The sequence below is a fragment of the Streptomyces sp. NBC_01006 genome (assembly GCF_045162725.1).
Taxonomy (GTDB): domain Bacteria; phylum Actinomycetota; class Actinomycetes; order Streptomycetales; family Streptomycetaceae; genus Streptomyces.
Genome location: NZ_CP108700.1, coordinates 533,172 through 559,676, shown reverse-complemented (window position 1 = coordinate 559,676; position 26,505 = coordinate 533,172). Strand labels below are relative to the sequence as shown.

27 protein-coding genes are annotated in these 26,505 nt (G+C 71.2%); 14 read left to right on the top strand and 13 right to left on the bottom strand.

Features of this window, described 5'->3' with window-relative positions; translation table 11 throughout:
• Positions 1–9 precede the first annotated feature (9 nt).
• The 3 genes from ribA to OG509_RS02465 all read left to right on the top strand — a co-directional run bounded on the left by ribA (position 10) and on the right by OG509_RS02465 (position 3,435).
• Positions 10–681: a GTP cyclohydrolase II gene (gene ribA, locus OG509_RS02475; RefSeq protein WP_406179677.1), complete on the top strand. Its 672-nt coding sequence runs from the start codon at positions 10–12 to the stop codon at positions 679–681.
• Positions 678–2,417, top strand: coding sequence for a WD40 repeat domain-containing protein (locus OG509_RS02470; protein WP_406179676.1), 1,740 nt, complete (start codon positions 678–680; stop codon positions 2,415–2,417). Before ribA ends, OG509_RS02470 begins: the two co-directional genes overlap by 4 nt.
• A 289-nt stretch (positions 2,418–2,706) precedes the next feature.
• Entirely contained in the window at positions 2,707–3,435 is a 729-nt protein-coding gene (locus tag OG509_RS02465; protein WP_406179675.1) for a hypothetical protein, read from the top strand.
• Between the two features lie 262 nt (positions 3,436–3,697).
• Here OG509_RS02465 and OG509_RS02460 read toward each other — a convergent pair whose 3' ends face one another.
• The 4 genes from OG509_RS02460 to OG509_RS02445 all read right to left on the bottom strand — a co-directional run bounded on the left by OG509_RS02460 (position 3,698) and on the right by OG509_RS02445 (position 7,052).
• Complete coding sequence (locus OG509_RS02460) at positions 3,698–4,654, bottom strand: SDR family NAD(P)-dependent oxidoreductase (RefSeq protein WP_406179673.1); 957 nt, start codon at positions 4,652–4,654, stop codon at positions 3,698–3,700.
• Between the two features lie 110 nt (positions 4,655–4,764).
• Positions 4,765–5,730, bottom strand: coding sequence for a DMT family transporter (locus OG509_RS02455; protein ID WP_406179671.1), 966 nt, complete (start codon positions 5,728–5,730; stop codon positions 4,765–4,767).
• An 83-nt stretch (positions 5,731–5,813) separates the two neighbouring features.
• Positions 5,814–6,554 (bottom strand): ArsR/SmtB family transcription factor, encoded by a 741-nt coding sequence (locus OG509_RS02450; protein ID WP_406179669.1) that lies wholly within the window; start codon positions 6,552–6,554, stop codon positions 5,814–5,816.
• Between the two features lie 99 nt (positions 6,555–6,653).
• Entirely contained in the window at positions 6,654–7,052 is a 399-nt protein-coding gene (locus tag OG509_RS02445) for a hypothetical protein (RefSeq protein ID WP_406179668.1), read from the bottom strand.
• A 66-nt stretch (positions 7,053–7,118) separates the two neighbouring features.
• On the opposite strand from OG509_RS02445, the gene OG509_RS02440 reads away from it, so the two are divergent.
• On the top strand, positions 7,119–7,718 hold the full coding sequence (locus OG509_RS02440; RefSeq protein ID WP_406179667.1) for a SixA phosphatase family protein: 600 nt from the start codon (positions 7,119–7,121) through the stop codon (positions 7,716–7,718).
• Between the two features lie 276 nt (positions 7,719–7,994).
• Entirely contained in the window at positions 7,995–8,432 is a 438-nt protein-coding gene (locus OG509_RS02435) for a DUF5709 domain-containing protein (protein ID WP_406179666.1), read from the top strand.
• A gap of 43 nt (positions 8,433–8,475) precedes the next feature.
• Here the strand turns inward: OG509_RS02435 and OG509_RS02430 are convergent, their stop codons facing one another.
• The 5 genes from OG509_RS02430 to OG509_RS02410 form a co-directional block, all read right to left on the bottom strand.
• Positions 8,476–8,985 (bottom strand): hypothetical protein, encoded by a 510-nt coding sequence (locus OG509_RS02430; protein WP_406179665.1) that lies wholly within the window; start codon positions 8,983–8,985, stop codon positions 8,476–8,478.
• 381 nt (positions 8,986–9,366) lie between these two features.
• Positions 9,367–9,867 carry a hemerythrin domain-containing protein gene (locus OG509_RS02425; RefSeq protein WP_406179663.1) on the bottom strand — a complete coding sequence of 167 codons (501 nt, stop codon included), beginning with the start codon at positions 9,865–9,867 and terminating at the stop codon, positions 9,367–9,369.
• 133 nt (positions 9,868–10,000) lie between these two features.
• Positions 10,001–10,144, bottom strand: coding sequence for a hypothetical protein (locus OG509_RS02420; protein ID WP_406179661.1), 144 nt, complete (start codon positions 10,142–10,144; stop codon positions 10,001–10,003).
• A 111-nt stretch (positions 10,145–10,255) separates the two neighbouring features.
• The gene (locus OG509_RS02415) at positions 10,256–11,428 is read right to left on the bottom strand and encodes an SWIM zinc finger domain-containing protein (RefSeq protein WP_406179660.1); all 1,173 of its coding nucleotides are present in this window, start codon (positions 11,426–11,428) and stop codon (positions 10,256–10,258) included.
• 89 nt (positions 11,429–11,517) lie between these two features.
• Positions 11,518–11,952: a hypothetical protein gene (locus tag OG509_RS02410; protein WP_406179659.1), complete on the bottom strand. Its 435-nt coding sequence runs from the start codon at positions 11,950–11,952 to the stop codon at positions 11,518–11,520.
• 254 nt (positions 11,953–12,206) lie between these two features.
• On the opposite strand from OG509_RS02410, the gene OG509_RS02405 reads away from it, so the two are divergent.
• The 3 genes from OG509_RS02405 (at position 12,207) to OG509_RS02395 (ending at position 14,562) form a co-directional block, all read left to right on the top strand.
• Complete coding sequence (locus tag OG509_RS02405; RefSeq protein ID WP_406179657.1) at positions 12,207–12,515, top strand: putative quinol monooxygenase; 309 nt, start codon at positions 12,207–12,209, stop codon at positions 12,513–12,515.
• Between the two features lie 144 nt (positions 12,516–12,659).
• Positions 12,660–13,034 carry a VOC family protein gene (locus tag OG509_RS02400; protein WP_406179655.1) on the top strand — a complete coding sequence of 125 codons (375 nt, stop codon included), beginning with the start codon at positions 12,660–12,662 and terminating at the stop codon, positions 13,032–13,034.
• A 196-nt stretch (positions 13,035–13,230) separates the two neighbouring features.
• Entirely contained in the window at positions 13,231–14,562 is a 1,332-nt protein-coding gene (locus OG509_RS02395) for an MFS transporter (RefSeq protein WP_406179654.1), read from the top strand.
• A 57-nt stretch (positions 14,563–14,619) separates the two neighbouring features.
• Here OG509_RS02395 and OG509_RS02390 read toward each other — a convergent pair whose 3' ends face one another.
• Both OG509_RS02390 and OG509_RS02385 read right to left on the bottom strand, forming a co-directional pair.
• Positions 14,620–15,831, bottom strand: a complete 1,212-nt coding sequence (locus tag OG509_RS02390; protein ID WP_406179652.1) for a macrolide family glycosyltransferase — start codon at positions 15,829–15,831, stop codon at positions 14,620–14,622.
• A gap of 177 nt (positions 15,832–16,008) precedes the next feature.
• Positions 16,009–18,309, bottom strand: coding sequence for a CehA/McbA family metallohydrolase (locus OG509_RS02385; RefSeq protein WP_406179650.1), 2,301 nt, complete (start codon positions 18,307–18,309; stop codon positions 16,009–16,011).
• A 118-nt stretch (positions 18,310–18,427) separates the two neighbouring features.
• On the opposite strand from OG509_RS02385, the gene OG509_RS02380 reads away from it, so the two are divergent.
• From OG509_RS02380 to OG509_RS02365, 4 genes are all read left to right on the top strand, one after another.
• The gene (locus OG509_RS02380; RefSeq protein ID WP_406179649.1) at positions 18,428–19,000 is read left to right on the top strand and encodes a TetR/AcrR family transcriptional regulator; all 573 of its coding nucleotides are present in this window, start codon (positions 18,428–18,430) and stop codon (positions 18,998–19,000) included.
• Between the two features lie 114 nt (positions 19,001–19,114).
• Entirely contained in the window at positions 19,115–19,699 is a 585-nt protein-coding gene (locus OG509_RS02375) for a TetR/AcrR family transcriptional regulator (RefSeq protein ID WP_406179647.1), read from the top strand.
• 90 nt (positions 19,700–19,789) lie between these two features.
• Positions 19,790–20,770, top strand: a complete 981-nt coding sequence (locus OG509_RS02370) for a zinc-binding dehydrogenase (RefSeq protein ID WP_406179645.1) — start codon at positions 19,790–19,792, stop codon at positions 20,768–20,770.
• Positions 20,771–20,925: 155 nt separating this feature from the next.
• Entirely contained in the window at positions 20,926–21,642 is a 717-nt protein-coding gene (locus OG509_RS02365) for a CPBP family intramembrane glutamic endopeptidase (protein ID WP_406179643.1), read from the top strand.
• Positions 21,643–21,705: 63 nt separating this feature from the next.
• Here OG509_RS02365 and OG509_RS02360 read toward each other — a convergent pair whose 3' ends face one another.
• Positions 21,706–23,385: an alpha/beta hydrolase gene (locus tag OG509_RS02360; RefSeq protein ID WP_406179641.1), complete on the bottom strand. Its 1,680-nt coding sequence runs from the start codon at positions 23,383–23,385 to the stop codon at positions 21,706–21,708.
• A gap of 468 nt (positions 23,386–23,853) precedes the next feature.
• Between OG509_RS02360 and OG509_RS02355 the strand changes: the two genes are divergently transcribed.
• Positions 23,854–24,687: a PIG-L family deacetylase gene (locus OG509_RS02355; protein WP_406179639.1), complete on the top strand. Its 834-nt coding sequence runs from the start codon at positions 23,854–23,856 to the stop codon at positions 24,685–24,687.
• 409 nt (positions 24,688–25,096) lie between these two features.
• Positions 25,097–25,855: a MerR family transcriptional regulator gene (locus tag OG509_RS02350; RefSeq protein WP_406179638.1), complete on the top strand. Its 759-nt coding sequence runs from the start codon at positions 25,097–25,099 to the stop codon at positions 25,853–25,855.
• A 158-nt stretch (positions 25,856–26,013) separates the two neighbouring features.
• On the opposite strand, the gene OG509_RS02345 is transcribed toward OG509_RS02350, so the two are convergent.
• Positions 26,014–26,427, bottom strand: a complete 414-nt coding sequence (locus tag OG509_RS02345; RefSeq protein WP_406179636.1) for a hypothetical protein — start codon at positions 26,425–26,427, stop codon at positions 26,014–26,016.
• Positions 26,428–26,505 lie beyond the last annotated feature (78 nt).

The window sequence follows — 26,505 nt, the reverse complement described above, 5'->3', positions numbered from 1 at the left end:
GGAAACACCATGCAGGAAGTTGCCGAAGTATCCCGTAGGACGGCCCACCCCGGGCCCCTCCGGTCCCGCGCCGCGGTGCGCTCCCAGGTGCGCGTCCCGATCGGCTTCGGGCCCGGCCCCCAGCTCGACGCGCAGGTGATGACCTTCGACGGCCTGGCCGACGGCAAGGAGCACCTGGCCCTCGAACTCGGTGTCCGCCCGGCCGACGGAGTCCCCCTGGTCCGCCTCCACTCGGAGTGCCTGACCGGCGATGTCTTCGGATCGGCCCGGTGCGACTGCGGTCCGCAGCTGCACGAGGCCCTGCGGATGATCGACGGCGTCGGCGGCGTGCTGCTCTACCTGCGGCAGGAGGGGCGCGGCATCGGCCTCTACAACAAGCTCGACGCGTACCGGCTCCAGGACGACGGCCTGGACACGTACGAGGCCAACCGCGCCCTGGGCCTCGGCGATGACCTCCGCGACTACACCGCCGCGGCGCAGATGCTGCGCACGCTGGGGATCACCGAGGTCGATCTGCTCACGAACAACCCCGACAAGTCCGGCCAGTTGACCCGGCACGGCATCGTCGTGCGCAGCACCGTACGGACAGGGGTGTTCGCCAACCCCCACAACATCTCGTACCTCACGGCGAAGGCCGACAAGACGCTGCACACCATCAGCCTCAAGGAGAAGATCGCGTGATCAAGCACCAGGGCCCGATCAGCGGGGTCGCCACCTTCGGTGACCGCTACGTGGCCACCGCCGGCTACGACAACCAGGTCATCCTCTGGGACGCCGCCGGGCACACACCCCTGGCCCGCGGCGTGCACGACCATCTGGTCAACCAGGTGGCGTTCAGTCCGGACGGCTCGCTGCTCGTCACCTCCTCCAGCGACTACTCCGCACGCCTGTGGTCGGTACCCGACCTGCGGCTGCGCGCGGTGCTGGGGGACCAGAAGGACGACGTGGAGATGTCCGTCTTCCACCCCGAGCAGCAGCTGGTCGCCACGGCCTCCCGCGACCACACGGTCCGCGTGTACGACTTCTCCGGCGCGGTGGTCCGCCGCTTCGAGGGCCACACCGCCGATGTGATCTCCGTCGAATGGCTGCCCGCCACCGGCGAGCTGATCTCCTCCAGCGACGACGGGACGATCAAGCGCTGGTCGCTGGCCACGGGTGAGATGACCGCCGACATCGACCTCGACGGCGTCGAGACGGACACCATCGCGATCACGCGCGGCGGCGTGGTGTTCGCCGGCAACGACGACGGCGCCATCATCCGCATCGAGAACGGCGAGACCGAGTACTTCCCGGCCCACGACGCCGGCATCAAGCGCCTCGTCCTCAACTCCGCGACCGGCGCCCTCGTCAGCCTCAGCTACGACCGCTCCCTGCGCGTCTGGGACACGGCCGAGGGGCTGCGCCCGCTGCACACCACCGAGTTCCCCGCCGAGATCTGGGCCCGGTCCTGTGCGTTCCTCGACGACCACACGCTCGCCTTCGCCACTTTCGGCTCCACGTACGCGACGTACGACACCGTCTCCGCGACCTGGAACCTGGAGCTGGTGGAAGGCACCCGGTGCGTGAACGCCGTCACCACCCTGCCGGACGGGCGCACCTACACCGTCGGGGACGCGGGCGTCGTCCGCGTCGACGGGGTCGAGGGGGGACGCCCGGACAGCCTGTGCAACTTCCTGGTCCCCGTGGGCGGCAGGGTGCTCACCGGCGGCCAGCTGGGCAGGGTCTTCGACGCCGACACCGGCGAGACGCTCCACCAGCACCGCTCCCCGCTGAACTGCGCGGCCGCCTTCGAGCGAGACGGCGTACCGCACGTGGTCGTCGGCGCCTACACCGGTGAGGGTCTCGTCTTCGCCGTACGGGCGGACGGGGTGGTCGAGCACGTGGCGACGCTCCCGCTGCTCGCCAACGCCGTGAAGGGCCTGGCCGTCTCCGGCGACACGATCTTCGCGGTGTGCGCGGACGCCTCGGCCAGCTGGTTCAGCACGCAGACCCTCCAGGAGACCGCCCGCGTGGAGGAGGCGCACACCCGGATCGCCAACGGCTGCGCACCGCTGCCCGGCGGCCGGTTCGCCAGCGTCAGCCGGGACCTGGTCCTGCGCCTGTGGGACGGCGACGGCGCCACGGCCGTACCCACCCCGCACGACCACTCCGTCAAGTGCGTCGCCGCCTCGGCCGACGGAGCCCTGGTGGCCACCGGCTCGTACGGGGGCACGGTGGCCGTCTACGACACGCGCACCGGAACCTGGCCGTACGTCGGCAAGCCGACCACCGCGGGCATCTCCAGCCTCCACTACGCACCGGAGGCGGACACCTTCCTCGCAGCCTCGTACGACGGCTCGGTGTACCCGGTCCCGGCGGCGGCCCGGGAGGAGGCGGGGGTCCGGGGCGAGGGGAAAGCGGGTATTCCGGGGCATTAGCACGTTCCAGTTTCATGGACTAGTAAATTCCATATTGGCGGATTCTTTGATTCCGGATTGTTGGCGGGCTGCGGGGTCGCCTTAACTCAGATGAACCTCAAAAGATTTGAGATCGATTGACGTGTCGCGACGCGCTCGGGCAATCTTTGTGAGGCGCGACCGCGGGGATCGAAAAGGCGGGCGCGACACGGGGGGCCGGGGTCTGGGGGCGCATTTTGTGCACCTCTCCCTTTCCTGCCCGAATTAATCGAGTGGAAAGCGAAGGGGAGAGAAAACCAGAATGCGCTCCGTGATCAGAAAAGGCCTCACCACCACTGCCGCCGTCGCTCTTGCCGGAATAGCTCTGGCGATGGTGCCCGGCTCGGCGCAGGCCGACGACGGCCTGGTCTCGCAGGCCGCCCGGGTCGCCAAGTACCAGGCCTACCTCGCGATGAAGGCGGCTCAGGGGGACGAGCAGGCCAAGGAGACCGTGCAGGGGTTCTCGGCCCTTTCGAGCGCCCAGAAGACCCGGTTCCTCGACCTGCTCGAGGACCGATCCCTGATGAAGCAGCTCTTCGAGGATGCCGAGTCCCCGGCTGTCGCGGGTATCACGCGGTCGGTGCTGGCGGGCGGTGACGTCGTGGTCGAGCGCGAGTCCACCGGCGGTGGCGACGACGCTTCCCCCAACTCCAGCATCGCGCTGAGGGCCGCCGGCTACCACGACATGTGGGCCTCGTACTCGTACACGGACAAGTTCCTGGGCGTGAAGGTCTCGCGGGTCACGGTGCGGACCAACTACCAGGTCAAGGGCAAGGACACCACGAAGGTGTACCCGGGCAGCGCCTCCCACTACCTCTACGTGCCGGGATGCGACTTCTCCCACAGCCCGGTCAAGGAGTGGATCTCCTCGCCGCCGGCCGACAACGCCCAGAGCGAGACCGTCTGGACGGCGTCGTGCTGGGGCAGCTCCTGGGACGAGCGGGAGCGCGTCTGGGGTGACTACCGGGGCTTCGTCGGCGGTTACCTCAAGGACGAGTAGGTCCCATGGGCCTACGGTCGCCGAAATGCATTGTATCGGCTAGCTGATTTCTCTGTGGTCAAGGAGATGCCGTGTTCGGAACCATGGGATTTGGCCCGCTCATTCCCGTTGTGTTCGTACTCCTCGTTGTTTGTGTGGCGGGTGGCGCGATCCGGAAGAAGCGTCACTCCCGCTCGGCCGACGACGGCTGATGACGGCTGATGACGTCAGCGAAATATCCCCGCCTCTCCACTCGCGAGAGGCGGGGATATTTGTATGTGGGTTATCCGGGGATGGCACCGGGGTCGACGCCGGTCAGGTCGCAGCTTGCGTCCCACAACCGTGCCGCGACGGAGGTGTCGGCGAGGTGGTTCCACATCGGTTCGTGTCGGGGCTCGCCGCGCAGGCCGAAGACGCGTGGTCCCCACAGCTGGCCTCCACGCACGGCCGGGTCGAGCACCGCTCGTACTGCGGGCCATGCGCCGGCGTGCTTGCCCTGGACGAGGAGGGCCGCAGGTGCCGCGCTCAGCCGGGCTCCGGTGGTTCGTACGTGAACCGGCGGCCGTGACGGGGTGAGGGAGTCCAGCGCCCCGCCGGGATGGGCCACCATGCTCGTCACCGTGCTGCCGGCAGCGCGCAGGCGGCGGTCGAGTTCGACGCCGAAGTACATCTGTGCCAACTTGGAGCGTCCGTAGGTGCGTTTGGGCTGGTAGTCCTTCCGGGACTGCAGGTCGTCCAGGTCGAGCCGCTCGGACTTCGCCGCGAAGCTGCCCATGGTCACGACTCGGGCCGCCGGTGCGGCCGACAGCAGCGGCATCAGCCACTGGGTCAAGGCGAAGTGGCCGAGGTGGTTCGTTCCGAACATGAGCTCGTGACCGTCCTCGGTCACCCTGCGCGGCGGGTCGTCGAGCGCGACGCCGGCGTTGTGGACCACCGCGTCAAGGCGCTCCACCTCCAGTGACTCCACCGCCGTTTCGAGCGTCGAGAGGTCGGCGAGGTCCAGCCGTACGGCCCGCACCCGTGCACCGGCAACGCGCGCGCGGATCGAGGCCGTGGCGACCTCGGCCTTGGCGGGGTTCCGGCTGCCGAGTACGACGGTGGCTCCGGTTGCCGACAACTGCTCCGCGACGAAGTACCCGATGCCGGCATTGCCGCCGGTGACCAGGAAGACGCGGCCATCGGCACGCGGCAGCCGTTGGACGTTCCAAGGCGGGGTGGGGGCGGAAAATGCGGACGACATGGCGACGGGGCTCCCTTGTTGGTGAAGGCGGCTGCGACTGCTCCGCCGGCAACTCGACACCCACGGTTCCAGCAGCCACCGACACATCGCCTATGGATCACCGACAGGGTTCAGGGGAGCGGGGATTCGGTCCGGGGCCGGTCCGTGCCAGGCTTGCCGCCTTCGTCGACCGGAGTGCGCCGGGGGCGCGGCGCGTACCGGGACACCGCCACTCCGGCCAGGCAGAGCACGCCACCGAGGAGGGTCAGCCAGGCCGGTACCTCGCCCAGGAGGGCCCAACTCAGCAGGACGACGACGGCCGGGACGGCGTACGTGGTCGCCCCCAGCTTGCCGGCGGGCATGCGGGCCAGGGCGTAGGTCCACGTCGTGAAGGCGAGGGCGGTCGGCACCACGCCCAGGTAGACCATGTTCCATGTGGCGGACGCCGGCGCCCGGGGCAGTTCCTGGAGCAGCTGCCCGCTGAAGGGCAGGCAGGCCGCGGTTCCCGTCAGGCAGCTGTACGCGGTGATCTGCAGCGGCGTTCCGTACGAGAGGGCGGGCTTCTGGGCGATGACGCCGGTGGCGTAGGCGACCGCCGCGAGCAGGCAGAGCACGACCCCGAGCAGCGAGGTCGAGCCGCCGTCCCCGGATGACATCGACAGCCCCACGACCACCGCTCCGGCGAAGGAGACGGCCATGCCCGCCAAGAGCCGCGGCGGGAGCGCCTCGCCGAGGAGGCGGGCCGCGAGGAGCGCCATGAGGATCGGCCCGGTGTTCACGAGCAGAGACGCGGTACCCGCGTCGACCAGCCGCTCACCCCAGTTCAGCGCGATCGTGTAGCCGCAGAACCACACCACGCCGGACAGCAGGATGCCGCGCCAGGCCTCGCGGGGCGGCAGGCCTTGGCGGCGTACGAGGAGCAGGACGGCGAGCACCAGTGAAGCGGACAGCAGCCTGCCGAGGGCCAGCGCACCAGGTGAGTAGGCGGCGCCCGCACTGCGGATCGATACGAAAGCGGAGGCCCAGGCGAACACGGTGAAGGAAACAGCGCCCACCGTGACGACGCCGGGTGTGAGGTGACTTGAGCGGAACGTCATTGGTCCACTCTATGGGGCGAACGTTTCGGTGTCGACCGAAATGTTGATCCGACTCCGGCTCCGGCTCCGGCTTCCGCTTCGGCTCAGCTCCACGCCGCGGGCGTGATCCCCAGCAGCTCCCCGAAGGCCCGCTCCCCGGCCGCGGTGACCTCCAGCCCCCGCCCCCCGCCCGCCGGACGCACCACCCACTCCGCGTCCAGCGCCCGCGCGCACAGGCGTGCTCCCGTGAGGCCGCCCAGGTGGCGGCGCCGCTCGGTCCAGTCCAGGCAGGAACTCGCCAGTGGTCTGCGACCCGAACCGGCGCCGGCGAGGCTGATCCCGGCCTCGGTGCACCAGGCCCGGCCGTCATCCGTCAGCTCGAACACGCCCTGGGTGCGCAGCAGCCCGCGCCGCCCCATCGCATCGGTGACCGCCATGCCGAACCGCCCGGCGAAGTGGTCGTAGCAGGTCCGTGCGCGAGCCAGCGGGTCCGGCGCGGCCACCACCGGTACGGCATGCGCCGCGTCCCGGTCCGGAATCGCGTGCGAGGCGATTTCGTCGACCAGGCGGGCGGTCGCGGCGTCGGCGATGCGCACGTAACTGTGGCGCCCCTGCCGCTCGGTCACGCAGATGCCGGCGTCGAGCAAACGGGTCAGGTGGCCGCTGACGGTGGAGGGCGCCACGGCGGTGATCCGGGCCAGCTCGCCCGCGGTCCAGGCGCGGCCCTCCAGCAGCGTCATGCAGATCGCGGCCCGCGTCTCGTCGGCGAGGGCTGCGGCGAAGGCCGCCAGGCGGGCCGCGGGGGCCGGGGCATCGGTGGGCATCGAGGAGGGGGGCTCGTTCATGTCTTCAGGATGCCTGATTGTTTCGGTGATGGACGAATGATTCCGTCTCGATCGCCGAAGCCGTACGGGCGCCAGTCCCGCGGATGCGCACCTGCGTCTTTACGCCCCCTCGTCGTAGGTCCCCGCCTCGACTTCGAGGGCGAGTTCCTGGAGGACCTCGATCGAGGTGACGTCCGTGCGGCCGCTGTCGTGCGCGATCGCGAGGCTCGTGAACGCCAGGCTGAATCCGGAGACCATCGTGTGCAGGGCCGGACCGAGCGCTTCGGCCACCAGCGCCGCCACCTGTTGAGGAGACGCGTCGGCCGGCACGCTGATGGACGGCAGGATTTCGTTCAGGAGCGTGGTGGCCACACCGGCCGTCGCGCCGGGGCCGTCGTCACCGTCCCCGTGGGCGTCGCCGTAACCGTCGTGGTCCTGGCCGGTTTCGATGGCCCGGCGGATGTCCTGGGCTTCGGTGAGGATGCCGATCACCCGCTTGAGTACCTCTGCGCGTTCCATCCTGCGGAGCGTAGTCCGTGCTCGCCGGCCGGGGTGAGGGTGCGCCGATCCCGCACGGACCGCACCATGACCGTGTACGGGTACCCCGCGGCGAAGGAGGCGGCCATGTCCTCGGGTCCCGCCCCACCCACGACGTCCTCGGCCTCGGAGGGGGCCGCCGCGTGTCGGCTGCTGCTGGTGCGGCACGCGAAGGCCGTACCCAAGGAAGATCCGGCCCAGGACGCCGAGCGACCCCTCAGCGAGCGCGGCAGGGCCGACGCGCCCCGGGCGGGCCGCTGGCTGGCCGAGTCGGGCTTCACACCCGACCTGGCGCTGTGCTCCCCGGCACTCCGCACACGGCAGACATGGCAGTTGCTGGTCCCGGCGCTGGCGGAGGCGCCGTCCGCCGTGTACGACGAGCGCCTCTACGGCGGGCCGCCGAACGCGCTGGTCACCGTACTGGCGGAGCGGGCCGCCGGCCTCGGCTGCGTGGCCCTGATCGGCCACAACCCCGGCATTCACGACCTGGCCTCGGCCCTGTGCGGTTCCGGTCCGCCGAAGCTGCTGGAGGAGCTGAGGGCGGGGCTGCGGACCTCGGCGGTCGCGGTGGTGGACCTTCCGGGAGGCTGGGAGGCCCTGACCCCCGGTGCGGGGTACCTGACGGCCCTCTGGTCACCGCACCACTGACCTCCTGGCGGGCTGCGGGGACGGGGTCCGGCCCTGCCCCGGCCGTCGGCAGTACGTCGGAGAGGTACACGAACCGCTCGTCGGGCGGTCCCTCGGGCACCTTGCCGGGCAGCGGCTTCCGCGCGCGCTTCGTGTGCTCCGCGGGGCCGGTGTGGTCGGTCGGTCGTACGGGCGCGGTCCCCTGCCGCGCCGCGTGTTCTGCGCATTCCTGGGGAGACGCACAGAGAGCGCGCAGCGCGACCCGAACCGGCGCTGCGACGAGGAGAGGACAGTCTCATGAGCGACTCCGAAGCCCGCGGCGACGAGGTCTACCAGCCCCAGCCCGAGGACGAGCCCTCCGAGCGGCAGCCGGACATGGACGACAGCATCGGGGAACCCGGCACCGATGCCCTGATCGACCAGGGCTACTCGCCACCCGACTGGCCCTTCGCGAAAGAGCGGGGGGACAGCCTCGACGAGCGCCTCGCCCGCGAACTCCCCGAGGGAGAGGCGCCCGACGGCGACGGGATCGGGGACCTGACGGGTGGTGCGGGCGAGCCCGTGGACCCGCAGGCGGGCGGTGCGCGCGCCGGCCGGCTGGCGCCGACCACCACGTTCCCCCACGAGAACAACGTCTTTGCGTACGACGTCGGCATCGATGCCGGTGCCGCCTCCGCAGAGGAGGCCGCCATGCACGTCATCGAGGACTTGGACGGGCAAGAGGGGGAGCCGTAGCGGAACGGGCCGCAGTTCGCCGCACCCGCACCGGAAAGGCTGCCTATCCCTGGCCCTCGTCCCGGTGGATGACGTGGTCCCACCGGATCCGGTCGGCGTTGGCACGGCGCACCCGTTCCTCGTCGAGGGGCGGCCGCCCGTGGTCGTCCGCCGTTTCCTCCTCGTGCTGGAGAAGCGGCCGCTGCGGTGCCCCTGAAGCCGGGGCCGGCTCTTCTGGCATCGCCGCGCGCAGGGCCTGCCCCGTCCGCTCGGGTTCGGCAACGGAGACGGCCACCCGGCTGAACGGCGCGCCGGGGCCCAGATCCATGCACAGCACCACACTGCCGGCCCGCACCGCCACGAAGTCCTCACCGCCGAGCGCGTGCCGGATCCCGACGCACCGCCCTGGGGCCCACAGGCCGTGACCGGGCTGCCCGCGCAGCACGCGCCACCAGCTGCTCTCGACATCGACCCGGCGCAGCGCCGAGACGGGTACGCGGACCTCGCGCCGTCGTGCGGCGAGCCCCTCCCGCAACCCCAGCCGGACGACGACCTCGGCCCCTTCGATGCTCACGCGTGCCATGGTCTGCCCACCGTCCTTCCCGCGACCCGGAGAGGGCCTCGCCCCGCGTGATCCCGCCCGGGTCCAGACCGGCCCTGCCACAGGGCTTCGGCGGCGCCGAGATCGAACGGCGAATTGCACGTGATCGACTGGAGCACCGGCGGCCACGGGCCGCGCGCGCCGTCCGCCACGGTGCCTCAGCAGCACATGCTGCTCGCGCGCCGAGGCCCAAGGCACCCGGCGCCTACCCGGCGACCGGATTCCCATGCGGCCGTCGGCCCGCCGCGTGTCCCTTAGGTACGGGACGGGACAGACAGGACACGGTCGACTTCGACGACATCAAGCGGCGCTACCACCTGGTGCACACCGCTCGTCGCCTGAGCCTCGACCGGATCACCGGCCGACGATCTTGCGTATGTTCTCGATGCGGCCGCAGTCGGACGCCAGTTGCTTCTCGCGTTCCCGCAGGAACGCGGTGCCCAGCTCGGCCCTGCGCTCGTCGGGAACGCTCTCCCTGGCACCGTTGAGGATCGTCCGCTCCTCCTCGTCCAGGTGGTGGGAGACGGCCTTGACCAGGGCCTCCAGCCGCGTGTCCCACTCCTCGGAGCCGATGTCGTCCACTTCGAGCAGCGCCAGCAGGGCCTTGTTGCCCTCGGCATGCTCTTCCTCGCCGTGCTCGACCTCCTCGTTGTCGACGCCCCTGAAGCGCTTGAGCGCTCCGTAGACCTCGGCCTCCTCGGCCTCGCCGTGCGCGATGAGCAGGGCCGCGAACTTCTCCCTGGCCCCCGCACGGTCGGCCTCGACGCTCCGCATGCGGCGGAACAGTTCCTCCATGGTGCGATGGTCCTTGAGGATCACCGCGACGACGTCCGGGTCCGTGCTCTCTCCCGCCATACCGCTCACCTCCTCGATCGCCCCCCCACGCCGCGATCGGCGCGGCGGACATACGGGCGACTGCCCGTGTCCGGAGGGTTCATGCGGGCCCCTGTCGGCGTGCGGTCTCCGGGTGAGCTGATCGAGGGAGCACTCACAGTCCGTGCTGATCAAGCGTCGCCATCAGCTTCCGCTTGCGTTTCCGGTCGGCGCGCAGAGCGGCCAGGTACGTGGCGAACTCGGACTCGGTGCCCAGCGTGCGGTGGCAGGCGCGGGCGCTGAGCAGCAGCTCCGCCATGCGTTCGTACGTGCGGTCACCGGTCTCCGTACGCAGTGGCTCGATCCAGCGCAGGTAGACGGTCAGCGCGTCGGCCGGTTGCTCGTCGCGGATCCGGTCGGCCAGGGCCAGTCACTGCCGCTGGTCCGCATATCCGTCAGCGGCGGCCTGCCAGGCGGCCTCGACGTCGGCGTCGTCCATGAGCGCGTCGACCAGCACCGAACCGCCGTACCAACGGCCCTTCACCGGCAGGTCGGAGGCCCTCAGTGCCCCCAGGGCGCCCGCGCGCTCGGCGCCCTCCCAGGTCCCGGCCGTACGGGCCGCGGTACGAAGATGCTGGTAGGCGGTCAGGGAAGGACGGGCCCCCAGCAGATCCCGGTGGATCGTGACCACATCGGCCAGGCGGCCGGCCCGCGTGTCCCGATCGCAGACGAAAGCGACCAGTTCGTCATCCGGCCCCCACTCGGACTCGGCCCCCGCAACCCACGTTCGGCCCACTCCAGGGCCTCGGCCTTGCGGCCCGCGCCCTCCAGCTAAACAGGTGGCGCACCAGCCACTCGGCGGCCTCCACCGGGTCGGGGCGGGAGGACAGGCCTCCAAGTGGGCCTCTGCCAGGCCGGTGGCGATGTCCCCGATCAGGCCGTCCGAGTCGTCGATCTCCCCGTACGTCCGGCTCAAGGTCCGGAGCGCCTCGCGGGCCACCTCCACCGCGTCGGCGGCCCGGCCGCCCGCCGTCAGTGCCCGCAGGGCGGCGACCGCCTCCGCCGCCTGCTGCCCGTAGGCGTATTCGACGTAGCCGTAGCTGGCGAAGGGGCGGGTGTCCAGGAGGCTCAGGATGCGCTCCCGGACGATGGCGGTGTCATCCCCGGCGGTGGCCGCACGCAGCTCGAGCCGGCGGCCCCGGCCACGGTCGACGGCGAGCTGTTCCCTTATGAGGGCGGCCAGTTCCTCGCGGGTGCGCGACTCCAGCCAGTCGTCCAGCAGCCGGGTGCGTGAGGCGGCGGCCGACCGCTGCCGCGGCGCCGATCCGGCCTGTTCCAGGACGGCCAGACCCACCGCCACGCAGTGCTTGCAGAAGTTGCCTTCCCGCCCGTACGGGCAGTCGCACCATCCGCTGAGCCGGCCGTCTTCGTCCTCGGTCAGCTCGACCTCGTACGCGTCGGTGCCGTCCACGGTTACGGTGGTCGTCTCGCCCCCGATCTCCAGCCGGGACACCGCCGACGCATAGCCGACCCCCCGCTCGAAGGAGCGTGCGCCCGCCAGTCGGCGCAGGTCTTCCTCGGTGAAAGCCAGAGCATGCGTCACGGCATCCATTCAACCGGACGGGAATTCTCGGTGCTGGACGCTTCAGGAGAGGGAGCACGCAGTCGGCCCGGGCCACGCGCTCGGGCGCGTCACCCGTGTTCCTTCACGCCCTCGGCGATGAGGGAAACGCCGATGCCCAGCAGCCAAACGTCCTTGGCCAGCGCGATCCCCTGCTCGGTGGGACGCAGGCTGCCTTCCTGCCGCATGCCCGGCGTACGGAGGTAGAGCCCGAGGGTGCCGACGGTAAACGCGGTCAGCGCCACACCGGCGACAGCGGCAGGGACGAGCGGCACCAGCAGCGTGGCGGCGATGGCGAGCTCCCCGGCGGAGAGCACGCGGACGAACTTCTGGGCGTCCTGCTCGCCCAGGAACGGGTAGGTCCCGGCGGCGAACTGATGGAGTCGCTCGGCCGTGGCCTCGTCCGCACCGCGTTTCGCGAGCCCGGAATTCAGGAAGAACGCGCCGGCCGTGAGCCTGAGCGGAAGCTGCCGCGCCGCCGAACGCCATGCCCCACAGGAAACCATGCCGAGCCTCCCAGCGATGACCCCACGTACCACCCTGCCATCCCTCCGAGGCGTGTCAAACGGGGATCGGCCGGAGCTGGTGGAGCTGCGCATATCGGCAAGCGGGTTGAACTTGTCGGCCCGCTACCGGCCAACCTCGTGGAATTGCCGCGTCGGCGGGTGTGTGAGCCGGGGGCGGCCCGTGCGGCGGTGTTTGCTGGCGGCAGCAAGGGCCTCACCCGCGGGGCCGGTATACGCCAGGAGGAACCGGAAGCATGAAGTTCGCCCAGATCATCGACTTCGAGACCGAGCGCATCGACGAGGTGCGCAACCTCCTGCGCTCCTACGAGGAGCGGGCCCGCTCGGAAGGCCGGACCGGCGCCCCCGACTCCCGCACCCTGCTCAAGGACCGGGCCAACCCCAACCGCTACCTCGCCGTGGTCGAGTTCGATTCCTACGAGGCCGCCATGGCCAACAGCAAAGCGCCCGAGACCAACGAGCTGGCTCAGCAGCTCTCGGCGCTGATGACCAGGCCGCCGGTCTACACCGACTGCGACATCCAGGATCGGCAGAGCATCGGCTGACGTCGCAGGTCGCGCGCCGGCATCCTCCCAGGTCACCGCGCGATCAGGACGCCGAGTCCGCAGCAGACCCTGTCGTGCACGCATGTCCGCCGGGGTGGCGGGTACGACGCCTCCCGTACTGCCGTGGAATGAGGGGTGTCGGAAGTGATTCGAAAGCTGCAGGCGGTGGCGCTGGACTGTGCCGATCCGGTACGGCTCGCACAGTTCTACGCGGAGTTGCTCGGCGGCCGGGTGGTCGCGGACCCGGAGGATTCCGACTGGGTCGAGGTGCACGGATTCGAGGGAACGCCGCTGGCCTGCCAGCGGGTGGACGGCTACCGACCGCCCGAATGGCCCGGCCAGCGGCACCCGCAGCAGCTCCACCTGGACTTCGACGTGGACGACCTCGACGGGGAGGAGAAGCGGGCGCTCGCCCTCGGCGCGACCGTGCTGGAGCGGACGGACCAGCTCCGCCCGGACGCCAACTGGCGGGTTTACGCGGACCCGGCCGGCCATCCGTTCTGCCTCTGCCTTCACTGAGTCCGCCGGGCAGCGGCCTGCGGCAGTGGGCGGTCGCCGTCTGCAAGCCGGGGGATCGTGTCCTCGCCCGCTCTTGATCGTTTGACGGTCCGTGTTCGTGACCTCGGGCCGTCGTAGCCATGCCCGTGGGACAAGGGCCGATGGATGCAAGGCCCGAGCAGCCCGAGTCGTGCTGTCGTCGGGAAGGGGGCGCGTGATGGGTGCTGAGGTACCGACGGCCAAGGGGCGCTCCGCCTGGCCGGCGTGTGCGGTCACTGCGCTGGCGGTATTCCTGTGCGGGCTCGACCACTTGGTTCTCCTCACCGCGCTGACCACGATCCGCTCCGATCTGGGCCGGGACGCCGAAGGCGCGGCGGCCGGCTGGTTCGTCAACGCCTATCTCGTGCCGGTGGCCGTTCTGCCTCTTCCCGTGGCCAGGCTCGCCTCGCGCTACGGGCAGCTGCGCGTGTTCACTGCCGCGCTGGTGGTGTTCACCGCCGGATCCGCCGCGGCCGCGTCTTCGACGACCGCGGAACTCCTCACGATCGCCCGTGCCGTGCAGGGGGTGGGCGCCGCGGGGGTCCTGCCGCTGAGCCTGACCCTGGTAGCGGCCGCCGTGTCCCCGCGCCGCCGGCCCGTACTACTGGGAGTGTGGGGGGCCTTGGGCGGGCTGGCCGTGGCGGTGGGTCCGCTGGTCGGCGGCGCCGTCGTCGAGTGGGGCGGCTGGCAGTACGTCTTCTGGATCAACGTGCCCCTGGGGTGTCTGCTGGCCGTCGCAGCGCTGGTTTTTCTGCGCGAGCCGCCCGCAGCCGGGGTTCGGGCCGTGGCCGGGCCCCGCCCCTTGGGCGGCCTGCGGGCCGGGTTCGGGCGCCGACACGCATTTCGGGGTGTCCCGGCCGTGCATGCCTGCGGCTTCCTGATGCACGCAGCCGTTTTCGGGACGGTGTTCTGGCTGGCGCAATTTCCCCAAGCCGTTCAGGGCTACAGCCCCTGGGAGGCGGGCCTGCGCATCCTCCCGTGGACGGCGATGCCCCTGTTGGTGGCGCCCCTGGCCGGACTGGCGATGGCCCGTACCGGGACGCGTCCCGTCCTTGCGGCCGGCTTCCTGCTGACCGCGGCAAGTTCGGCCTGGTTCGCGGTGCTGCTCACCCCGCAGACCGCGTACGTGATGCAGCTGCCGGGCCTGCTGGCCGGCGGGGTGGGGATGGCACTGTTCTTCACGGCGGCGCCGGAGGCTCTCCTGGCGAACGCGCCCGAGGGGAGAGCCTCGGCGGCGTCGGGCGTCAACAGTTCGGTCCGGGAGCTCGGCGCTCTGGCCGGGGTCGCCGCCTCCGCTGCGCTCTTCACCCGCCAGGGATCCACCGCCGGGCCCGTCCCGTTCACCCACGGACTGGCCGCCGTCCTGTGGGGCGGTGCCGCGGTCGCCGTACTGGGACTCCTGACCACGCCCGCGACCGGCCCCGCGATCCGTATCCGTATCCGTATGCGAGGCCGAGCGCCGTCCGATGCCATGGAGCAGGCCGCGCCGACGCTGCCGACGGTGACCTGAACCACCGTGAGTCGAACAGGTCACCGTTGATCCGGGGGCCGGGGGTACAGGAGCGGGTCAGCCAGCAGCTGGGACAGTCCGAAACATTGGCAGGTCCGCCAGGACCTTCTCGATCACGTCCGCGGCGGCCGTGGCGCCGCCGGCCTCGCTGATCTCCTGCCGCAGCCCGGCCACCGCGGCCGCGATCTGCCGGTCCTCCATGACCGCCCGTACCGTGTCCCGCAGCGCCTCAGCGGTGGCTTGCTCACGGGGCAGCCAGCGGCCCACACCCAACTCCTGGACCTGGCCCGCGTTGACCCGCTGCTCGGCCATCTGCGGCACCACGACGACCGGTACGCCCAGCGAGAAGGCCTCCATCAGGCTGCCCATCCCACCATGCGTCACGAACACCGATGCGGCGGCCAGGACATCGAGCTGCGGCACGCTCGCATGCACCTCGAAACCGTCACCCACCACACCGAGTCCGGCCGCCGCCACCTCGGCACCCACGCTCATCACCACGTGCCACCCCTGGCCCGCGAATGCTTCCACGCAGGAGCGGTAGAACTCCGGGCGCCGGTTGAACTGCGAGCCCAGCGATACGTACAGCACCGGCCGTCCACTGTCCGGCTTGCGCCACCGGCCCTGGAAGGACCGGTCGGAGATCGCCGGCCCCACCCAGTGCGCTTCGCCCGCCTGCACCGTCTGCGGCCGCCGCTGGAAGGAACGGGGGAAGAACGCGACGGTCCGCGGCGGTGCCAGCGTCAGAGCATGGACTCCGCCCGGCACGCCGAACTCCTCCAGCGCCCCGGCGAGCTCGGGGAAGCCGGGGATCTGCGCGATGTCATCGAGGCCGAAGAACTCCCGCACCAGGCCGTCGTACGGGATGTGCGTCGGCGCCAGCTGGACGGCGGGCACGCCCCAGCGGGCCGCGAGCAGCGGTCCTGCCCAGGCGTATACGTCGGACAGCACCACATCCGGCACGTCCGTGCCGAACGCGGCTTCCAGCTCCGGCAGCGCGGCCACGTTGACGACGACCGCCTGGGTCACGCCCACAGCCATGTCCTCAGGAGCCTCACCCACCGCAGTCGCCTCGTACAGAACGGGCTGCGCTCCGACGGCGCGTACGTCATCGGCGAACTCCGAGGTCACCGCGTAGCTCACCCGGTGGCCACGGCTCACCAGTTCCCGTACGACTGCCAAGGTCGGAATCACGTGCCCGTGCATCGGCACGTTGAACACGGCCACATGAGGCGCTCGCCCCGTCCCGCCGACCGGGATGTCCAGCATGAGAACCACTCCAGACTTCGTACTTCGCTGCGCGGCACGGTCGCCGCTCAAGACCGATGGACTTGCCGCTAGCCCAACGCCGGTTCCCCGCACGAAGACACCACCGCCCAGACCTTTTCACCTGCGCGCGAGACCTGCCCTGGGGACGCACGTCTTCGCGGTGGCGGAAGGCTCCGGCTAGCCGGCGCTGATGGCTGTCACGTGCGCGGTGCCGTCGCGCAGAGCGGTGATGCGGACCTGTCCCGCGGGAAAGGGGTCCCTCCCGTTCGGGCCGGGTATCTGCGAGAACGGCGTCCAGGAGCCGTCCGGCATCCTGACGTTGTGCCAGATCCGGCCGTCGAGCCCGACCGCCACGACCTGGGCGGAGCCGTCGGGCGTCCCCGCGATGCCGATGGCGCTGGCTCCCATGGCGGCGGTGGTGACGCCCCGCGGCGGCCGGAATCCGGTCCACGAGCCGTCGGGCCGCCGCTGCTGGTGGTACACGAACCCGTCGAGGCCGATCGCGAGGACCTGGGAGGAACCGTCGGGCATACCGGTGATCGCCAGGGCGGGGCCGGAGAACGTCGGGGCCCCGTCGTAGCCGGCCAGGCGCCCCCAGGCCGTCCACGTACCGTCACGCCCCCGGACGCAGTGGTACATCGCGCCGTCCATGCCGTAGCTGAGCAGCTGGGCGGACCCGTCGGGCATGGCGGCGATCGACACCTTCGTCGCACCCCAGCGGCTGTTCACGGTGAAGCCGGACAGGGCCCGGAACCCGGGCAGGGTGCCGTCGGCGCGGCGCTGCTGGTGGAAGACGGTGCCGTCCATGGCCGTCACCACGATCTGGCAGGTGCCGTCGGGGAAGGCGGCGATGTCCGCCTCCCGGACGGTGAACCCGGTCGAGCCGTCCGGCCCTGCGACGCGCTGCCAGGGCTGGAGCGTGGCCGCACCCCGTACGGCGGTCAGCCACAGATCGTTGTCGGGCGCGATGCCCAGCACCACGACGGAGCCGTCCGCCATGCCGGCTGCGGCGCTCTGGACCCCCGCGAACGATGCGGCGCCGGAGGCGGCACCCGGGAGCGGACGCATACTGCTCCACGACCCGTCGGGGCGGCGCTCGGTGTGGAAGAGCGCGCGCCGCTCGACGTCGTACGGGGGCAGTTGCGCGGAGTAGAACCACACCGGGTTGGTGATGGCGACCAGTTGGTCCAGGGTGGTGGAGGCGGGCTTGGGTCTGCGCACCTCGGCCCGGGCGAACAGGGAGGCCTTGCCCCAGCCGCGCCAGCGCAGTTGTCCCTGACCACTGCCGTCGATACAGGTGGCGGCCATGATGCCCCACTCGGTGTGGAGCGTGGCGATGCTGTCCGGGGCGCCCGTCACGTTCAGGGTGACGTCGACGGCGTCAAAGAACGACAAGGGCAGCTCCTCACCCGGCCCCGCGGCCGTGCCGCCGCCGACGCGGGCGGTGAAGTCCACGGTCACGGCCGCGGATTCGACGGCGTACGACCGGCCCAGGCGCAGGGCGTCCAGCACGGCGGGCGTCGACAGGCTGGTGGCGCGCACCACGTTGTGGGGCCGGCCGACGGCGTCCGCGGGGCTGTGGGCGTCGCTGTTGCCCACGGCGGCGACCCGTTTGCCGAGGCAGAGCATGACGTGCCAGGCGGCGATGTTCGCCGCGTCGTCCAGGGTCCAGGGGCCGTTCCACACCTCCAGCGCGTCCACGCGGTCGAGGCCGAACTCCCAGAAGGATCCCGCTGCCGGAGTGAGCGGGTGGGCGGCGATCGTCAGGCCGCCCAGGCTGTGCACGCGCCGGGCGTGGCCTTCGAACGCCCCTTGGTCCGCGGGGCCGTAGCGCCAGTCCACCCATTCGCCCTGGGGCAGGCCGACGGCCAGCCAGTGGCCGTGGCGGGTGGTGACCTCCTCGGCGTTGATGACCAGCAGGTCCGTCGGGACGTTTCCGTGCCATGTCACCCCGGTGGAGCTGGTGTTGTGGTCGGACGTGGCGATGAAGTGCAGCCCCTCCTGGCGGGCGGCCGCGACGATCTCGTCCACCGTGCGCTTCCCGTCGGAGTGCACGCTGTGCAGGTGCAGGTCGCCCCGGTACCAGCCCGGGCCCCGCCCCGCGACCGAGGCCGGCAGGATGTCGTACGGGGTCCGGGGCAGCGGGTCTCCGGCGTGCAGGATGACGTCGACCTGCCAGGCCATGCCGCCGGCGGCGCCGACCATCGGCCCCAGGATGACGGACCAACCGCCGTTCTCGACCGGCCCGGGCACGTACCCGGGAGTGGCGTCCGCCGCGGAGAGGGTGAACCCGGACCGTTCGCCGCCCGACCAGCCGCGGAAGCCGGACGGGCCGAAGACGCCGAGGTCCAGGATGCCGGCGGCCGCGTCGTGGGAGGTGGAGACGGAGATCCGTTGCACGCCGGCGGGGACGTCGAAGGCGACGTACGCCCACTGGTCGTTGCCGTACGGGGAATGGCCCTGGTAGGTGGTGGTCACCGTGTCGGTCCCCTGGCCCCTCGTAGGGATCGCTCCGCCCCGTGTCCACACCACGGTCGTCCCCAACTCCCTGCCCCTGCCCGGACGATCGAGGCGGCCGATGGGGCAGAATGTCGACATGCCCCACGCTTCCGACACCCGCCAGAGCATCATCGACGCCGTACTGCGGATCATCGGGCAGGACGGCATCGCCGCCGTCACCAACCGGCGGATCGCCAAGGAGGCCGGCGTCTCCCTCGGTTCCGTCACCTACCACTTCGCCACCCAGCACGAGCTGCTGCGCGAGAGCCTGCTGCACTTCGTGGGCGAGGAGACCCGGCACTTCACGGCGCTCGCCGACGCATGCTCCGACGACCGCTTCGACATCGGGCAGGCGGCCGAGGTGGTGGCCCAGGTCGCGGGCGGCAACGCCTTCGACAGCCGCCACATCGCGCCCTTCGAGCTGTACGTCCAGGCCGGCCGCGACGAGCGGCTGCGCGCCGCCGCTGCCGAATGCTTCGCCGCCTACGACCTGCTGGCCACGCGGATCCTGATCCAACTCGGTGCTGCGGACCCCGAACGCCTGGCCGGCGTGGCCGTCGCCCTGGTCTTCGGGCAGCAGTTGCGCCGCCTGGCCACCGGGGCCCCCGCCGAGGACCTCGTCGACACCCTGCTGATCCTCGCGAAGTTCACCCCGGAGCAGACCCCGTAGGCGGTGCGGCCGAGGGCTGCTCCATGGGTGTCGGCGATGAAGCCGGCGCGAGAGCCGGGCGCTGCATCGCCGGCGACAGTTGTTCTTGAATGATCGTTCATGTATTTTTCAGGTATGCCCAGACCTCGTGAGTTCGAGCCCGACGCCGTCCTGAACGCGGCCATGCTGCGGTTCTGGGAACGCGGGTACCGGGCGACGTCCATCGAGGATCTGGTGAAGGCGACCGGAGTCAAGCCCGGCAGCCTCTACGGTGTCTTTCCGGGCGGTAAGCACGCGCTGTTCCTGAAGTCGCTGGAGCGTTACTCGAAGCTGGTCGTCCCCGAGAAGCTGGGCGAGCTGGAGGCTCCGGGGGCTTCGGTGGCCGAGATCCGCGGCTACTTCGACGGGCTGGTGCGCGACCTGCTCAGCCCCGAGGGTCGGCAGGGCTGCCTGCTCGTCAACACGGCGATCGAGAACGCCGCCGAGGACGACGAGGCGGCGGCCGTCGTCCGCGGCCACCTGGCCCGGCTCGAACGGTGCATGACCCACGCCCTGGAGAACGCCACCCGCAGGGGCCAGGTGCGCGCCTCACTGGACTGCGCCGGAAGCGCCAAGCTGCTCGTCGCCACCTGCCAGGGGCTGATGGTCGTCGGGAAGGCCAATCCCGACGAGACGCTCCTGCGAACGATCGTCGACAACGCCTTCACCGCTCTCGCCTGACGGCGGGGCGCACGCCACTCGGGCCACCGTACGCGGTGGCCCTTCTTCCGCACCGATAGTTGAATGACCGCTCAAGAATGGAGTCAGTACATGAAAGCCATCGTCATCTCCGCCCACGGCGGCCCCGAGGTCCTCACCTCCACCGAACTGCCCGACCCGGTACCCGCCGACGGCGAAGTGCTGATCCGGGTCAAGGCGTTCGGCCTCAACCACGCCGAGGCGTACATGCGCAGCGGCGCCTGGGGGAAGGTCGCCGCCGTCCCCGGGATCGAGTGCGCCGGGGTGGTGGAGGCCGACCCGTCCGGTGGGCTCCCCGTCGGGACGAGAGTGGTGGCGATCCTCGGCGGCATGGGGAGGACCCGCAACGGAAGCTACGCGGAGCTGGTGACCGTTCCGGCGACCAACGTGGTGGCCGTGCGTTCGCCACTGGACTGGGCCGATCTGGCGGCGGTTCCCGAGGTGTACGCGACCGCGTGGAGCGGCCTGTTCGGGAATCTGGACCTACGGGCCGGCGAGACCGTCGTGGTGAGGGGAGCGACCTCCTCGCTGGGCCAGGCCGCCGTCAACCTGGCCGTCGACCACGGCGCGACCGTGCTCGCCACGACCCGGGACCCGCGGCGAGCGCCGCTGTTGAAGGAGCTCGGGGCCGCCGACGTACTCATCGACGACGGCGCGCTCGCCGCCCAGGTCTCGGAGCGGGAGGTCGGAGTCGACGCGGTGTTCGACGTCGTCGGCAACAACGTCCTGCGCGACTCGCTGGCCCTGGTCCGGCCGCGCGGCCGAGTGTGCCAGCTCGGCTTCCTGGGCGGATTCGAGCCGGTGCGGGACTTCGACCCGATCGCCGATCTCCCCAGCGGGGTGCGGCTCAGCTTCTTCGGCAGCGCCTTCGTCCTGGGCACCCCCGCGTTCCCGCTCACCGACGTGCCGTTGGACGAGATCTACGCCAAGGTCCACGCCGGCGCCCTGCGGGCCCGTCCCACCCGGGTCTTCCGGTTCGACGAGATCGTCGAGGCCCATCGGGCCATGGAGGCAGGAGAAGCCCTCGGCAAGATGGTCGTCACCCTCGACTGAACCCGAGCCCGCCGCCGGCCCCCTCGGTCGGGAGCGTTGCTGGCGCAACACGGGGCGACGGGGAGGCGATTCCCCGTCGCCCGCGGCGGCGCCCGGTAGCGTGAGGCCGGGGGAAGGCGAGACGCACCATCGGCGGAACCGAAGGAAGGACCCCCATGCCTCCCCGCGACCGCCGCCGACGGATCGGCACGTGGACGGCCGTGGGCATCACGATGGCCGTCCTGGTCGCCGCCAACCTGGCCTTGCACCGCTGGAGCGGTCTGCCCGGCCTGGTGACGGCCGTCGTGGTCAGCGCCCTGCTGCTCGGGGTGCTCCGCTGGGCCGGCGGCACCCGGGCGGACGCGGGCCTGGCTGCGGGCACCCTGGCCCGCGGGGCCCGGTGGGCGCTGGCACTGATCGCCATGGTCGGCGTCGTCTACCTCGTCGGGGCACTGCTGCCGGCGACCCGAATGCTGTTCGAGGACCGGCGGTACTACGGGATGAGCGGCAGCGAGGTACTCGTACGCGTTCTCGTACTGGTGCCCGTCGGCACCGTCCTGGTCGAGGAGGTCGCCTTCCGCGGCGTGCTCTACGGACTGGTGCTACGCGTGCGCGGGGCGGTCTGGGCGACCGCCGTGTCGAGTCTGCTCTTCGGTCTGTGGCACGTGTTGCCGTCCCTGCACCTGGCAGCGGCGAAACCCACCCTGACGACGGTCTTCGGCGGTTCCGCGTTCGGCGCCGCCCTGGCGGTCGTGGGCGCCGTGCTGTTCACCGCTGCGGCGGGCGTCCTGTTCTGCGAGTTGCGCCGCCGCAGCGGCAGTCTGCTGGCTCCCATGGGCCTGCACTGGGCAGTCAACGCCTTCGGCTACCTCGTCGGATTCCTGCTGCGCTGACCGTGCAACCCAGGGGGTCGGACGTGGGACGTGAGGGACGGCGCGCCGTCGCGGCGGGCCGGCTCAGGGCGCCGGCCGGACGATGTCCCTCAGCCGGTCCAGGTCCTGCGCCGTGAATCCGGTCGGCCGCATCACTGCGTTCCAGCCGTCGACGTACGCCGCCTTGTAGGTGTGCCCGTGGCCGTCCGGGACGCCCGTGGAGAACGGCAGGTCGGCGGTGACCTGCCAGAAGGTCACGAACGGCATCCAGACCATCGCGCCGAGCACGTCCTTGCCGGGCGCCTGTCCGATCCAGTCGGGTTCGGAGAGGGCCAGGCTGGGGCTCCACCAGACGATCGGGTCGGACGGGTGCATGAGGTAGAGCACCCGCGTGCCGTCCCAGGGCCGGTCCGCCGGGGGGATGCCGGCGGTCGGGTCGTCGGTGAAGCGGACGGTCCGCCCGTCCTTGTAGACGGGCTCGATCTCGGGGCTGCCCGCCTGGCGGTGGTCGCTGAACTCGCGGAAGAGGGTGTTGAAGTTCGGCGGCCCGGCGAACAGGGTGCCGGCGGTGCGGTTGCGCAGGTCGTACTCCCCGCTGAAAGCCGTCTCGCCGCCGAACGACCCCAGGCTCTCGCCCGCAACGAACAGCCGCGGACGCTGGTCCTGGGGCAGCTTGGACCACTTGTCGTAGACCGCGTCGAAGAGTTGCCGGCCCGCCTCGCGCGCCTTGGACTGGTCGACGAGATAGGACAGCCACGAAGGCAGGTACGAGTACTGCATCGCCACGGTGGCCGAGTCGCCGTTGCCCAGGTACTCGAAGGAGTCCACGGCGGCGGGATCGACCCAGCCGCTTCCCGTCGTGGTCATCACGAGCAGGTTCGCCCGCTTGAATCCGCCGGCCCGCTCGAGGTCGGCGACGGCCCGCTCGGCGCGGCTCTCCGTGTCCCCGGAGGTCGACAGCCCGGCGTAGGCCCGGATGGGCTCCTGCGCCGTGCGGTGGGTGAACGCGCCGATCTCACCGGCCGACGGACCGCTGCCGGTGAAGGCCCGGCCCTGCCGGCCGAGCGTGTCCCAGGGCACCAGGGAGCCGGGCCCGCCCGAGCGCAGGACGGTGGTGGGCTGGTGCACCCCCTCGGGCGTCTGCGTGTCGCGTACGGAGAAGGCCTCGTTGGCCACGTTCACGAAGCCGCCCAGCAGCAGCCCGCTGAACACGGACCAGGCCAGCCCCACCACCAGCAGCCAGCCGACCACCCGCGCCGCCCGCGGACCGGTCCACCGGTCGAGCAGGTCGGCGACCCAGTGGAACACGCGCCGCAGCCCCCGCCCGACCAGCAGCAGGAGCCAGAAGACGAGCGCGGCGACGAACGGGGAGGCGACGGCGCCGATGACGCTGTAGTCGGTGACGCCCATGAGCCGGCGGATCTCGTGCTGCCAGTACTGTCCGAGCCCGAATGCGAGGGCGAACAGCACGATCGCGCAGACCAGCAGGACCAGCCACGACCTGCGCGAGGGGCTCCGCGGGTCCCGGTCGGCGAAGGCGCGCCACACGTAGGCGGCGAGCACCCCGATCCCGTACCCGATGGCCGCGGTGATGCCGCAGATCAGCCCCTGCAGGATGCCCCCGCGGGGAAGCAGCGACGGCGTGAAGGACAAGCACGCCAGGACCAGCGCGCCCCAGCAGCCGGGGAGCGTCAGGTGGAACAGCCGGTGGCGCGTGCGCGGAGCCGGCTCCTGCAGCGGAGGCACCTGCGGGTCACGGGTCATGGCTTCCTCCAGGGAGCCATGCTCCCAGGCCCCGCCAGGTCCTGCCATCCGGACCGGGCGGCGGCGGTTTGCGGGCCGCGCTGGGCCGCTGCCCGGAGCCTCGCGCCGGGCAGGACGGGACGCCGCCTGACCCCGTCCCCACGGGGCGTGGTGGCGGGCGGCCGGGGTGAGTCGGCTCCCGGCCCCCGCGCTCCGCCACTGCCGTACGCCACCCGCTCGTACTGACGGGGAAGACCTGGAAGAGGCCGGCCGCCAGGTTGGCCGCGCCGACGCCTGGAAGCCAAGCGGCCATGCCGGGAACAGCCGGTCCGGTCGGCGTGGTTGCATCGACCGAGGGACCGGCGCCGCACGGGCGGGGAACACGGAGACCACGAGGTCGTCCGCTCCACCCAGGATCCGGGCCCCAGGATCGCGGTACGCCCGCCGCGCGCTCGGACCAAGAAGTATTTCTGCAGGAGGACTGTTTTCATGACTGACCGGCCCTTGACGCTCATGGCAGTACACGCCCACCCCGACGACGAGGCCACCGGAACCGGAGGGGTCCTTGCGCGGTACGCGGCGGAAGGCATCCGCACGGTTCTCGTGACGTGTACCGACGGCCGTTGCGGTGACGGACCGGGTGGTTCCAAGCCGGGCGATCCCGGGCACGATCCGGCGACCATTGCCTTGATGCGCCGTCAAGAACTAGAGGCGAGCTGTGCCGTCCTGAAGGTCAGCGATCTGGTGATGCTGGACTATGCCGACTCCGGGATGATGGGCTGGCCGAGCAACGACGCCCCCGGATCCTTCTGGCAGACCCCCGTGGAGGAAGGCGCCGCCCGACTTGCGGAACTCATGCGGCACTACCGACCCGATGTGGTCGTCACCTACGACGAGAACGGCTTCTACGGCCACCCCGACCACATCCAGGCCCACCGCATCACGATGGCGGCGCTGGAGATGACCGAACTGACACCGAAGGTGTACTGGACGACGATGCCCCGCTCGATGATGCAGCGGTTCGGGGAGATCATGCGCGAGTTCCAAGAGGACATGCCGGAGCCGGATCCTGCCGAGGCCGCCGCGTTGGCCGAGATCGGCCTCCCCGACGATGAGATCACCACGTGGGTGGACAGCACCGCATTCAGCGGTCAGAAGTTCGATGCGCTGGCCGCGCACGCCAGCCAGGGCGAGAACATCTTCTTCCTCAGGATGGGCAAGGAGAGGTTCGGCGAGTTGATGGGCATGGAGACCTTCGTACGTGTCAAGGACGCCACCGGCGCGGCCGTACCCGAGAACGATCTCTTCGCCGGACTGCGCTGATCCGCCCGTCCGACCCGTCCGACCCGTCCGACCGGGCCTGGGAAGGCTCATCGACCGCACGCCGCGATCGAGCGGGTCAGACACCCGGAGGCTGGTCCAGGCGAGTTCCGCTCCGGCGGCCCGCGTCCAGGCCCTCGCCGACGGCATCGACGCGTGCCCGCATTGCCGACCGCGCAGGTAGCAGGCCTGCGGGCTGCTGACTAGGAAGTGCGGGCCCCACATTCGGTAACCCCGCTGCTCCGCATGGCTGCGGACGACGGTCCTGATCATGAGCGGGGCAGCGGGAGCACCGTCTCTGCTGACCCGATGAGTCGGGTTTCGGGGGTTGAAGTTGCCGCTGCGGCAGCTCCTACCGTCGTGACCAGGGCCGGAGAGACCGGCCCGGCGACACACACGTGCAGGAGTCGTGATGGACTGGCCGATCTCGGAGGTGGCCCGGATGTCGGGCGTGACCGCCCGGACACTGCGCCACTACGACGAGATCGGCCTGCTGCCGCCGGCCCGGATCGGCGCCAACGGCCACCGCCATTACGAGGAGCGCCAGCTACTGCTGCTGCAGCAGATCCTCGTACTGCGGGCGCTGGGCGTCGGGCTGCCGGAGATCGGCCGGATCCTTGCGGCGCAGGTCGACGAGGTGGACGCGCTACGGAGCCACCACCAGCGGCTGCTCGCGGAGCGGGACCGGCTCGATGCCCTGGCCGACACCGTCTCCCGCACGATCGCCGAACTGGAGCAGTCCAGGAAGGATGGCAACCCCATGACCATCAACCGCCCGGAGAACCTCTTCGAGGGCGTCCAGCCCTCCCAGTACGCGCAGAACATGTCCGACTTCCCCGACCTCGCCGAGGCGGTCGGACGCCGCGCTGCCACGATGAGCCAGGCCGACGCCGACGCCGTGCACCGTGAGCGCACCGCGCAGATGATCCGGCTGGCCGAACTCATGGCCGCGGGCAACCCGGCCGACGCAGACCCCGTGCAGGCCCAGATCGACGCCCAGTACCGGGCGCTGACCCGGCTGCACAGCGTCTCCGTCGAGCAGTTCCGGGCCATCGGGCGCTCCTGCGTCGACAACAACGCCTGGCGCACGGCCTACGAAGCGATCGCCCCGGGTCTGGCCGCGTACCAGCGCGACGCCATCGAGGCCTACGCCACCACCCGGCTGAACTGAGCACGGCGCAACCGCCCTCCAGGGACTGGCCCTTGTGCTGCCGGGTCGGGGCTGGCGGCTGGAGTTCAGCCCCGACCTGGGTTCGGGCGCGGGGGACGGGCCGCGGGCCGGCATTGCGCGCGGGAACCTGTCGTGCCGGCCCGCGGCCCGTGGAGGGGTTAGGGGACGACGATGGAGAAGGCGGCGTCTTCGTAGACACCGGGCTTTCCTGTGATGACGAGGAAGGTGTCGGGGCGGGTCCCGCACGAGGGGTGCGGCCACATCGAGATCCGGACGTCGTATTCGAAGCTGATGTACTGCAGGGTGGCGGTGGGGACGAGCTTGCGGATGTCGAGGTCCTTGTCCTCCAACTCGACGCAGTAGTGGCCCGCCGCAGGCTTGGTGACGGCCTCGACGCCCTTCGACCGGTTGACGCTGCCGTTGGCGTTGACCACGGCCGCGGCCTGCGCGTAGGGGGCGGTCACCTTTGCGGAGCCCGGGGGAGCGGCCACCGCTGTCCCCGCCCATGTTCCGCCGGCGAGGAGACCGAGGGCGACGCTGGTCCATACGGCTGCGCGGGTCCTCTTGCTCATGGGCATGTGCAGTTTTCCCCTCTGTGGAGTGTGCCTGCGGCCTCCCCGGGCCGCCGGCACACCCGAAGCTAGGGGCAC

Excerpts from the sequence above, each read along its gene's own strand:
- ribA (WP_406179677.1), top strand. The coding sequence starts at position 10 with ATGCAGGAAGTTGCCGAAGTATCCCGTAGGACGGCCCACCCCGGGCCC.
- OG509_RS02460 (WP_406179673.1), bottom strand. The coding sequence starts at position 4,654 with ATGTCGTCCGCATTTTCCGCCCCCACCCCGCCTTGGAACGTCCAACGG.
- OG509_RS02455 (WP_406179671.1), bottom strand. The coding sequence starts at position 5,730 with ATGACGTTCCGCTCAAGTCACCTCACACCCGGCGTCGTCACGGTGGGC.
- OG509_RS02450 (WP_406179669.1), bottom strand. The coding sequence starts at position 6,554 with ATGAACGAGCCCCCCTCCTCGATGCCCACCGATGCCCCGGCCCCCGCG.
- OG509_RS02445 (WP_406179668.1), bottom strand. The coding sequence starts at position 7,052 with ATGGAACGCGCAGAGGTACTCAAGCGGGTGATCGGCATCCTCACCGAA.
- OG509_RS02440 (WP_406179667.1), top strand. The coding sequence starts at position 7,119 with ATGACCGTGTACGGGTACCCCGCGGCGAAGGAGGCGGCCATGTCCTCG.
- OG509_RS02435 (WP_406179666.1), top strand. The coding sequence starts at position 7,995 with ATGAGCGACTCCGAAGCCCGCGGCGACGAGGTCTACCAGCCCCAGCCC.
- OG509_RS02425 (WP_406179663.1), bottom strand. The coding sequence starts at position 9,867 with ATGGCGGGAGAGAGCACGGACCCGGACGTCGTCGCGGTGATCCTCAAG.
- OG509_RS02420 (WP_406179661.1), bottom strand. The coding sequence starts at position 10,144 with ATGGCGGAGCTGCTGCTCAGCGCCCGCGCCTGCCACCGCACGCTGGGC.
- OG509_RS02410 (WP_406179659.1), bottom strand. The coding sequence starts at position 11,952 with ATGGTTTCCTGTGGGGCATGGCGTTCGGCGGCGCGGCAGCTTCCGCTC.
- OG509_RS02405 (WP_406179657.1), top strand. The coding sequence starts at position 12,207 with ATGAAGTTCGCCCAGATCATCGACTTCGAGACCGAGCGCATCGACGAG.
- OG509_RS02395 (WP_406179654.1), top strand. The coding sequence starts at position 13,231 with ATGGGTGCTGAGGTACCGACGGCCAAGGGGCGCTCCGCCTGGCCGGCG.
- OG509_RS02390 (WP_406179652.1), bottom strand. The coding sequence starts at position 15,831 with ATGCTGGACATCCCGGTCGGCGGGACGGGGCGAGCGCCTCATGTGGCC.
- OG509_RS02380 (WP_406179649.1), top strand. The coding sequence starts at position 18,428 with ATGCCCCACGCTTCCGACACCCGCCAGAGCATCATCGACGCCGTACTG.
- OG509_RS02375 (WP_406179647.1), top strand. The coding sequence starts at position 19,115 with ATGCCCAGACCTCGTGAGTTCGAGCCCGACGCCGTCCTGAACGCGGCC.
- OG509_RS02370 (WP_406179645.1), top strand. The coding sequence starts at position 19,790 with ATGAAAGCCATCGTCATCTCCGCCCACGGCGGCCCCGAGGTCCTCACC.
- OG509_RS02365 (WP_406179643.1), top strand. The coding sequence starts at position 20,926 with ATGCCTCCCCGCGACCGCCGCCGACGGATCGGCACGTGGACGGCCGTG.
- OG509_RS02360 (WP_406179641.1), bottom strand. The coding sequence starts at position 23,385 with ATGACCCGTGACCCGCAGGTGCCTCCGCTGCAGGAGCCGGCTCCGCGC.
- OG509_RS02355 (WP_406179639.1), top strand. The coding sequence starts at position 23,854 with ATGACTGACCGGCCCTTGACGCTCATGGCAGTACACGCCCACCCCGAC.
- OG509_RS02350 (WP_406179638.1), top strand. The coding sequence starts at position 25,097 with ATGGACTGGCCGATCTCGGAGGTGGCCCGGATGTCGGGCGTGACCGCC.
- OG509_RS02345 (WP_406179636.1), bottom strand. The coding sequence starts at position 26,427 with ATGAGCAAGAGGACCCGCGCAGCCGTATGGACCAGCGTCGCCCTCGGT.